The 9125-nt window shown below is 71.1% G+C and carries 10 protein-coding genes; 5 read left to right on the top strand and 5 right to left on the bottom strand.

All coding sequences use genetic code 11. The features are described from left to right. Together NGF19_RS25235 and NGF19_RS25230 are read right to left on the bottom strand one after the other, a co-directional pair. Nucleotides 1–322, bottom strand: a 322-nt coding sequence (locus NGF19_RS25235) for a transposase (protein ID WP_252427665.1), incomplete at its 3' end; no start/stop codon positions are given. Between the two features lie 122 nt (nucleotides 323–444). Beyond that, nucleotides 445–1206 carry an SMI1/KNR4 family protein gene (locus NGF19_RS25230; protein WP_252427664.1) on the bottom strand — a complete coding sequence of 254 codons (762 nt, stop codon included), beginning with the start codon at nucleotides 1204–1206 and terminating at the stop codon, nucleotides 445–447. Nucleotides 1207–1397: 191 nt separating this feature from the next. Here NGF19_RS25230 and NGF19_RS25225 point away from each other — a divergent pair, with 191 nt between their 5' ends. The 3 genes from NGF19_RS25225 to NGF19_RS25215 all read left to right on the top strand — a co-directional run bounded on the left by NGF19_RS25225 (nucleotide 1398) and on the right by NGF19_RS25215 (nucleotide 3120). Continuing rightward, nucleotides 1398–1889, top strand: coding sequence for a helix-turn-helix domain-containing protein (locus NGF19_RS25225; RefSeq protein ID WP_252427663.1), 492 nt, complete (start codon nucleotides 1398–1400; stop codon nucleotides 1887–1889). A gap of 118 nt (nucleotides 1890–2007) precedes the next feature. Continuing rightward, nucleotides 2008–2652, top strand: a complete 645-nt coding sequence (locus tag NGF19_RS25220; RefSeq protein WP_252427662.1) for a hypothetical protein — start codon at nucleotides 2008–2010, stop codon at nucleotides 2650–2652. Nucleotides 2653–2772: 120 nt separating this feature from the next. Next, the gene (locus NGF19_RS25215; RefSeq protein ID WP_252427673.1) at nucleotides 2773–3120 is read left to right on the top strand and encodes a DUF2516 family protein; all 348 of its coding nucleotides are present in this window, start codon (nucleotides 2773–2775) and stop codon (nucleotides 3118–3120) included. A gap of 15 nt (nucleotides 3121–3135) precedes the next feature. Here the strand turns inward: NGF19_RS25215 and NGF19_RS25210 are convergent, their stop codons facing one another. From NGF19_RS25210 to NGF19_RS25200, 3 genes are all read right to left on the bottom strand, one after another. Then, the gene (locus tag NGF19_RS25210; RefSeq protein WP_252427661.1) at nucleotides 3136–4431 is read right to left on the bottom strand and encodes a PP2C family protein-serine/threonine phosphatase; all 1296 of its coding nucleotides are present in this window, start codon (nucleotides 4429–4431) and stop codon (nucleotides 3136–3138) included. 316 nt (nucleotides 4432–4747) lie between these two features. Then, nucleotides 4748–5830: a C40 family peptidase gene (locus tag NGF19_RS25205; protein WP_252427660.1), complete on the bottom strand. Its 1083-nt coding sequence runs from the start codon at nucleotides 5828–5830 to the stop codon at nucleotides 4748–4750. A 259-nt stretch (nucleotides 5831–6089) separates the two neighbouring features. Then, the gene (locus NGF19_RS25200; protein ID WP_252427659.1) at nucleotides 6090–6881 is read right to left on the bottom strand and encodes a class I SAM-dependent methyltransferase; all 792 of its coding nucleotides are present in this window, start codon (nucleotides 6879–6881) and stop codon (nucleotides 6090–6092) included. Nucleotides 6882–7180: 299 nt separating this feature from the next. On the opposite strand from NGF19_RS25200, the gene mshA reads away from it, so the two are divergent. Further along, entirely contained in the window at nucleotides 7181–8518 is a 1338-nt protein-coding gene (mshA, locus tag NGF19_RS25195) for a D-inositol-3-phosphate glycosyltransferase (RefSeq protein WP_252427657.1), read from the top strand. Between the two features lie 23 nt (nucleotides 8519–8541). After that, a complete protein-coding gene (locus NGF19_RS25190; protein ID WP_252427655.1) occupies nucleotides 8542–9042 on the top strand; it encodes a type III secretion system chaperone family protein in 501 nt (166 codons plus the stop codon). Nucleotides 9043–9125 lie beyond the last annotated feature (83 nt).

The following is a 9125-nucleotide window of genomic DNA, read 5'->3' as shown; positions in this document are numbered from 1 at the left end:
CGGCCGGACGTGAAGGCGAAGCCGGCCCCGGACCTGATCGGCCGCGACTTCCACGCCGAGCGTCGGGCTCGGCCCTCAGTATGGCGATATCGGCGAGGCAGTCCCCGCCCAGAGCCGTCGCGAGCGCGACATCCAGCAGGACTTTGCCCGGGTCGTGTACTGCCCGCGGCTTGCGCCACGGCGCCAATGCCGTCGATATCGCGGTGTCGAGACCGGACTTGCGGACCGTCTCGGCCAGCAGCACCGCCCCGGCCTGCGAGACCGCGTTGCTGCCACCGTCCTCGACGCGGACACGCGGGTACAACCCGATACGCTTGCTCACCTGGAGAGTGCTTCTTTCCGTGCAGCCGACAGGACCCTAGACAAGTCCCATCGTTGCAGGTCAGGAGCACTCTCCGCTTATTTGATCAAGGCATGGACGAGCACGCTCATGAAAGCGCGAGGCTAGAAAGGCAGTTCGTCGGCTTCCAACGGCTCTGAGTACCCACGTACCCAGTGGCCGGGGAGGGCGGCGCAGAGCGACTCCAGGTCGGCGAACGTACTCCCCCGAACGTGCAGCCAGCTGTGGTCACTCAGTCCGTCGAGCCGCAAGAGCTTCCCCGGCGCGGAAAACCAGCACACGGGTGACTCTTCCTTCCCCGTCCACATCGGGTACTCGGGAAACTCCACCGGCGCGAACCGACTCGGCAGCTCTCGAATCAGGCTGGCGGGAAGTTCGCAGGCGTTGTAGAGCCGTCCTTCGCTGTCAAGCAGCGTCTCGCTGAGTACGAGCTCGACACAGGCCAGGGAGACCCGCTCCAGGTAGCGGACCCAACCATCCCGTGACTGGACGAACACCGGCGGATCGTCCTGACCGAGGTCCCGCAGCCGCACTCCCCAGAAAGCGCATCCCTGGTTCTCGCTGCGGAAGACGAGCACTCCACCGAACTCGTCGTGCACGAACAGCTCGGAAGGGCGCAGCAGCGGGTCCTGGTTGCCGGTGAGGTCGTGACGCGTACCGAGAAGCGAGTACGCCTCGCGCAACGCGGTCGGCAGCGTGAGCCCCAGCATCTCCTCGGCTCGCTCCAACTCCTCCGCTCGCGTACCCGCGCCGTCGGCGAGCGGCTCCGCCCACGCTGCGGCAAAGTCCCGAACGAAGGCCCAGGCTCGCGCCCTGTCGGGTATCCCACCGCGCAGAGCTTGAGCCACATCGAACTCGTCAACCATGCGGTGGACCGTACAGGCCGGCCAGCTTCGCCGGGGCTCCGCCAGGTCGTTTGCCAGAACCACTGGGACTCGCCACATCTACTGAGAACGGACAACGACCGGATCAGCGCCGACTGGTAGGCCAACGGGTCCGACACACTCTTGCAAGCAGATGCTTGCAAGAGTTAGCACCGATGAGGCAAGGTGGAGGCATGGCATCGCTCAACGTCGGCGGTCTTGGTGAGTACCTGCGCGAACAGCGGCGCAACGCGCAACTGTCGCTCAGGCAGCTCGCCGATGCCGCCGGGGTGTCCAATCCGTATCTGAGTCAGATCGAGCGCGGGCTGCGCAAGCCGAGCGCGGAGGTGCTCCAGCAGGTCGCCAAGGCGCTGCGGATCTCCGCCGAGACGCTGTACGTGCGGGCCGGCATCCTCGACGCCGAACGGGACCCGGAGGAGTGGCGGAGGGAAGAGGCGACACGCGCCGCTCTCCTCCACGACCCCACGCTCACCGAGCGGCAGAAGCAGGTGCTGCTCCAGATCTACGAGTCCTTCCGCAAGGAGAACGGCTTCGAAGCCGCGCGGGCAGGCGCGGCGGCTCAGGACGCGGACGACGACACCCAGGACGCCGCGGCCCCCGGCCCCCATACGGCCGATGGCGGCGACGTCGGTCCGCGGCGGACGGTCGGTCGACCGGGACGATGACGAGACGATCGAGGCAACCGAGATGATCGGGACGATCGGGATCATCGGGACGACGGGAAGGCGCCCGCGGACCGCCCCTCAACCCTCAACCGAAAGCCGAACCGGGAGGACCATCCCCATGGCCATCACCGACGACCTGCGCAAGACCCTCAGCGACCCGACCCCGCTCTACTTCGCCGCCGGCACCGCCGACCTGGCCTTCCAGCAGGCCAAGAAGGTGCCCGGCCTGATGGAGCAGTTGCGCGCCGAGGCCCCGGCCCGTATCGACGCCGTCCGCAACGCCGACCCCAAGGTCGTGCAGGAGAAGGCGACCGCGCGTGCCAAGGAGGCCTCCGCTCGGGTCAAGGAGACGCAGGAGAGCATCCAGACGAAGGTCGGCGAGTTCCTCAGCTCGCTCGACCTGGACATCAAGAAGCTCGGCAGCAACCTCGACGCCGACCTGAAGAAGCTCAGCGAGGGCGCCCAGGACCTCGCCCTGCGGGGTGTGGGTGTCGCCGCCGAGTACGCGGTCAGGGCCCGTGAGACCTACGAGAAGGTCGCCGAGCACGGCGAGCAGGCCGTACGGACCTGGCGCGGCGAGGCCGCCGACGGGATCGAGGAGCTGGCGGTCGCCGTCGAGCCGTCCGCCGAGGCCGTCGAGGTCAAGGACGAGCCGAAGCCGGCCGCGTCCGAGGCCGAGGCCGAGTCGGCCAGGAAGCCCGCGATGAAGAAGGCCCCGGCGCGCAAGCCGGCGGCGAAGAAGACCATGCCGCCGGCCCAGTAGCAGCCATGACGGGGAACGGGCCGGGCACTTCGGAAGTCCCCGGCCCGTTCTTACGGGTACACGGCCGCCGGAGACGGGTACGGTGGCCGGAGGAACGACTCGACTCGGGTGGTGGGCATTGTGCTGATGACGGCATTCGGCGGCCTGATGTGGCTGCTCTTCACCGCCATTCTGGTGCTCGCCGTGGTGGCACTGGTGATGGCGGCCCTGTTCCGGGACGACGCGTACCGCGCCGCGGACAAGCAGAACAAGGGCTTCTGGCTGATCATCCTCGGCCTCACGGTCGCGGTGAACCTGCTGGTGCCCATCCTCTTCCTGCAGATCATCGGCCTCATCGCCACGATCGTCTTCTTCGTGGACGTCCGCCCCGCCCTCACCCAGGTCTCCGGCGGCGGCTGGGGCCGCCGCCGTCGCCGCGGCGGCAGCAGCAGCGACGGCCCGTACGGGCCGTACAACGGCGGCCGGTAGAGCCCGCGACCCCGCTCACGGCCCCCGGTCGAGCAGCAGTACCGCGACGTCGTCCGTCAGTTCTCCGCCGTTGAGGTCGCGGACCTCGTTCACCGTGGTGCGCAGCAGCTCCTTGCCGCTCAGGCCCTCGGCCAGTCGGCGGCGGACCAGGTTCACCATGCCCTCCTGGCCGAGTCGCTCCGTGCCCTCGCCGACGTGGCCCTCTATCAGACCGTCGGTGTAGAGCATCAGGCTCCAGACCTGGCCCAGCTCCACCTGCGTACGCGGCCAGCGGGCACGTGGCAGCAGGCCGAGCGCCGGGCCGTTCTTGTCGTACGGCAGCAGCTCGGCCGGGCGGTCGGGGCGGGCGAGCAGCGGGGAGGGGTGACCGGCCAGGCACAGCCCGGCGCTGCGGCCGTCCGGCGCGATGTCCACCGTGCACAGCGTCGCGAAGATCTCCTCGTTGTCGCGCTCGTGCTCCAGGACCTGCTGGAGCGTGGCGAGCAGGTCGTCGCCGCACAGGCCCGCCAGCGTCAGCGCGCGCCAGGCGATGCGCAGCTCCACGCCGAGCGCGGCCTCGTCGGGGCCGTGCCCGCAGACGTCGCCGATCATCGCGTGCACCGTGCCGTCGGGGGTGCGGACGGTGTCGTAGAAGTCGCCGCCGAGCAGCGCGCGGGAGCGGCCGGGGCGGTAGCGGGCGGCGAAGCGCAGGGAGGAGCCGTCCAGCAGCGGGGTGGGCAGCAGGCCCCGCTCCAGACGGCGGTTCTCCTGCGCCCGCAGCCGGGACTCGGTCAGCCGCCGCTCGGTCGTGTCGGAGCGCTTGCGCTCGACCGCGTAGCGGATCGCGCGGCTCAGCAGCCGTCCGTCCAGCTCCTCGCGGAAGAGGTAGTCCTGGGCGCCCACACGGACCGCCTCGGCGCCGCGCTCGGCGTCACCGGACGCGGTGAGCGCGAGGACGGCGTGGCGGGGCGCCAGTTCGAGCACATGCCGCAGGACGGCCAGCTCGTCGCCTTCCTCGTCGGCCCGTCCGGGGGCGGGCAGCGCGAGGTCCAGCAGGATGCAGTGGACGTCGTCGGTGAGCAGCCGCCCGGCCTCGGTGAGGTTGCGGGCGGTACGCAGCCGGATGGGCCGGCCCGCCGAGTCGAGCATCTCGGGCAGGATCGGTGAACCGGCCGGATCGTCCTCGATCACCAGCAGGGTGAGCGTGTCGGCCGGGCCCTTGGTCCGGGCGGCCGGCCCCGGTGCGGCCGGGGTCCCCGGCGGGGGCCCGGCGTGAGCCTGACCACTCTCCACGGCCGGGGTCACCCTCTGCCGCGGTACGGGTACGGGCATCGTGTCTGGGTTCCTTCCCTCCCCCCGAGGGCACGGCGGGGCGAGGGACCTCGACCCACCGACGGGGACCATAGCGGGAGCAGCGGTCGCAACGGAATGCCCGGTGGGGTGACGCCGGGAATCAGGCTGACGTCATATGCCGCATCCCGTACCGCAGTTGGACATGGCACGGCCGGTCCGGGGATGAGGAATGTCACGCCGTGCGGAGGTTTGACGCGGCCGTGGCGTGCGCCAGGTCACGTGGGAGACGTCACGAGACGCCCGACCCCTCGACGGGCAGTGCCCGGCCCGTCGAGGAGCGGTGTCCGCCGTGTGCTCACGCGTCGGGCCGTACGACCCCGAGGATCGGCATCGTGCCCGCTCCCGCGAGCGTCACCGTCCGGCCGGGCCGCGGCGCGTGGACGATCGTGCCGTCGCCGACGTACATCCCGACATGGCTGGCGTCCTTGAAGTAGATGATCAGGTCGCCGGGGCGCATGTCCTTGATGCCGACGTGCCGGAGTCGTCTCCACTGCTCCTGCGAGGTGCGCGGAATGCCCGTACCGGCCGCCGCCCACGCCTTCGACGTCAGCCCCGAGCAGTCGTACGACTTCGGGCCCACGGCGCCCCACTGGTACGGCTTGCCGATCTGGTCGGTCGCGAAGTCCACGGCTCTGCGGCCGTCTTCGGACGCCTTGCCGTTGATCTCCCGCAGTATGCCGGAGCCGAGCCAGGAGGCCTGCGCCTTCTTCGCCGCTTCCTCCTCCAGCTTCCGCAGCCGCTGCTGCTCCTGCTTCTTCAGCCGGGACTCGACCTTCCGGGCCGTCCTGATCTGCTTCTCGATCTTCTTCTTCGCCTCGGCCTTGGCCTTGCGGTTGGCCTCGAGCTTCTTCCAGTGCTCGGAGGCGTCGTTCGCGTACTGCTTCAGGTCGTCCTGGGTGCGCGTCAACTCCGTGAGCATGCCCTGGGTCGCGTGCTCGCCCTGGCGGACGGTGCCCGTGCCGTCGAGGAACTCCTGGGGGTTGCGGCTCAGCCAGAGCCGCACCTCGGGAGGCAGGCCCTCGCCGCGGTACTGGGCGCGGGCCGCCGCGCCCGCCCGGTCCTTCAGCCGGGTCAGCTTCTCCTGGCCCTTGACGATCTCCTGGGCCAGCTCGACGAGCTGCGTCGATTGCTTGTCGGCCTTCTCCTCGGCCGCGTTGTAGGCGTCCGTGGCGACCGCGGCGTCGTGGTAGAGGTCGTCCAGCTTCTGGCGGATCGCCTCAAGGTCCTTGTCGGGGGCCGCAGTCGGGCCGCCGGACGGGGTGGGTGCCGGCGTCGGCCGGCTCGGAGTCGCGTGTGCCGCGCCTGGCGCGCCGAGCACACTGACCGCGCAGACCAGGGCGATCGCCGCCGTGGTCAGGGTCCGCTTACCGGATCCCATATGTCGCCCCCAAATCTGATTTACCGTCAGTAACTAGCGGTCGCCTGGGGGATCGTGCCATGTCGGCGCGGAATGTGACAGAGGTGGGGCTCGAGTGCGCGAAAGTCCCTCCCGTTGCCGTACCCAGTACGACGATCTCCTTTCCCCTGCGCCGGTCCGCGTACGGCGGTCTTCCGCGAATGTGACGAACGACGCAGGAAGAACGTCCTCTTGGGGCGGACGCGAGGTGGAGCGGTGAGCACCCCGGGGTGGGGCGGGCTCACGCCTGCGGGGCCAACGCCCCCCAGTCCACGGTGACTTCGCCCTGGCGCCAGCGCGCCGGGCCGTCGGTCACCGGCCAGTCCGCCGTCAGTCGGCGGACCGTGCGTATCCAGCGCTGGCGCGCGCCGTACGAGGCGTAGGGTGCGGCGGCGGCCCAGGCGCGGTCGAAGTCGCGCAGGAAGGCGTGCACGGGCTCGCCCGGGACGTTGCGGTGGATGAGCGCCTTCGGGAGCCGCTCGGCCAGGTCGGACGGGTGGTCCAGCGAGCCGAGCCGGGTGGCGAAGGTGACCGTGCGCGGGCCCTCGGGGCCGAGAGCGACCCAGACGTGGCGGCGGCCGATCTCGTCGCAGGTGCCCTCGACGAGCAGGCCGCCACGGGAGCCGGACGCCGGATCGGCGGGCGCGAGCCGGGCGCACAGCCGCTCCCAGACGGCCGCGACCTCGCCCTCGTCGTACTGCCGCAGCACGTTCGCGGCGCGGATCAGGGACGGGCGGCCCGGCACGGGCACCTCGAAGCCGCCGTGCCGGAACACCAGGCCCTCACGGGCGTACGGCTGCGCGGCGGCGACCCGGGCGGGCTCGATCTCGACGCCGACCACGCGGGCGCGGGGCGCGGCACCGCGCAGGCGGCACAGCAGCTCCACGGCGGTCCACGGCGCGGCGCCGTAGCCGAGGTCGACGGCGACCGGGTCCGCCGTACGGCGCAACTCGGCGCCGTGGACCGCGGCGATCCAGCGGTCCATCCGGCGCAGCCGGTTCGGGTTGGTGGTCCCGCGCGTCACCGTACCCACGATGGGGGTACCCCCGGCCGAGCGAAGCCGAGGGTGGGGGAGGGACGAGGCGCGGGTTGGCATGTGTACGAGAGTAAGCGGCCGGGTGGACGGGGCGGACCGGCCTGTGGATAACCCCACTGGGCACCCTCACAGCGCACCCCCGCACCTCGCCACACCTCGAACGGTTGAGCGAAATTTGGTAATGATTCGGTAAAGCGACGTGTGGGGGAAATGGAGCGCCGCGTTCTGGTGTTCCCACCCCTGGAGAGAGGTCCGCACCGTCCGTCAGGCATGCCCGCAACAAGGAGGAACGCCAGGTGAGCCAGTATGTGAGCAGGCTCGGGCGTCGCTCTCCGGCGGCTCCCCCCAGGCTGCGGCTGCACCGCCGCCCCCGCCGCGTCGCCATGCTCTCCGTGCACACCTCACCGCTCCACCAGCCCGGCACGGGCGACGCGGGCGGCATGAACGTCTACATCGTGGAGCTCGCCCAGCGACTGGCCGCCATCAACATCGAGGTCGAGATCTTCACGCGCGCGACCTCCGCCGCGCTCCCGCCGAGCGTCGACCTCGCCCCCGGCGTCCTCGTCCGGCATGTCGACGCCGGTCCGTACGAGGGCCTCGCCAAGGAGGACCTGCCCGCTCAGCTCTGCGCCTTCACCCACGGTGTGATGCAGGCCTGGGCCGGCCACCGGCCCGGCTACTACGACCTCGTGCACTCCCACTACTGGCTCTCCGGCCACGTCGGCTGGCTCGCCGCCCAGCGCTGGGGCGCCCCCCTGGTGCACGCCATGCACACCATGGCCAAGGTCAAGAACGCCTCCCTCGCCGAGGGCGACACCCCCGAGCCCGCCGCCCGCGTCATCGGCGAGACCCAGATCGTGTCCGCCGCCGACCGGCTGATCGCCAACACCGCCGACGAGTCCGAGGAGTTGGTACGCCACTACGCGGCCGACCCGGGCAAGGTCGCCGTCGTCCACCCCGGCGTCAACCTGGAGCGCTTCCGGCCCGCCGACGGCCGTGCCGCCGCCCGCGCCCGCCTCGGGCTGCCGCAGGACGCCTTCATCCCTCTCTTCGCCGGGCGGATACAGCCCCTCAAGGCCCCCGATGTCCTGCTGCGCGCCGTCGCCGTGCTCCTCGACCAGCGTCCCGAGCTGCGCTCCCGCATCGTCGTACCTGTCGTGGGCGGGCTCAGCGGTCGCGGTCTGGCGAAGCCGGAGGGCCTGCAGAAGCTGGCCGCGCGGCTCGGCTTGTGCGATGTGGTGCGCTTCCATCCGCCCGTCGGGCAGGACCAGCTCGCGGACTGGTTCCGTGCCGCGTCGGTGCTGGTGATGCCGTCGCACAACGAGTCGTTCGGACTGGTCGCCATCGAGGCGCAGGCGGCCGGTACCCCGGTGCTGGCCGCCGCGGTCGGCGGACTGCCCGTCGCCGTTCAGGACGGCCGGACCGGGTTCCTCGTCCAGGGGCACGATCCGGCCGCCTACGCGCGCGTCCTCGGAGAATTCGCCGACGACCCGGGGCTGTCCCTCCGGCTGGGCGAGGCCGCGGCCCGGCATGCCCGGTCCTTCGGCTGGGACACGGCCGCCCGCGCGACAGCCGACGTCTACACGGCCGCCATCCAGGCCCATCGGCGCCGGGTCCGCGCGTACCACGGCTGACGGCGGTCGCGTAGGCTCCCGGCATGGCTGAGGAACAGCGGGCGGCGCGGGTCATCGAAGAGACTCTCAAGGACGCCGAACTGGAGTGGGAGAGCCCGCGTACCGGCTCGTACGTCGTGAAGCTCCCCGGGACGCACAAGCTGTCCACGACCGTCTCGCTCCTGGTCGGCAAGCACTCCCTGTCCGTCAACGCGTTCGTCATCCGGCACCCCGACGAGAACGAGGCCGGGGTGCACCGCTGGCTGCTGGAGCGCAACCTCAAGCTGTACGGGGTGAGTTACGCCGTCGACCCGCTCGGCGACATCTACCTGACCGGCAGGCTCCCGCTCACCGCCGTCACCGCGACCGAGGTGGACCGCCTGCTCGGCTCGGTCCTGGAAGCGGCGGACGGAAGCTTCAACACCCTCCTGGAACTGGGCTTCGCGTCCGCGATCCGCAAGGAGTACGCCTGGCGTGTCTCACGCGGCGAGTCGACCCGCAATCTGGAGGCGTTCAGCCATCTGACCGGACGCCCGGAGGCCTGAGCTCCGCCCGGAGGCCGAGCCCCCGACCTGCCGGACCGCGCACCTGACAAGTTTCGCCCGGCACGCTGACGTCCGTCCCCCGC

This window comes from Streptomyces macrolidinus, from assembly GCF_023887685.1.
GTDB classification, from domain to species: Bacteria; Actinomycetota; Actinomycetes; order Streptomycetales; family Streptomycetaceae; genus Streptomyces; species Streptomyces macrolidinus.
The sequence above is the reverse complement of the archived record's forward strand: the minus strand, read 5'-3'. Positions and strand labels throughout refer to the sequence as shown.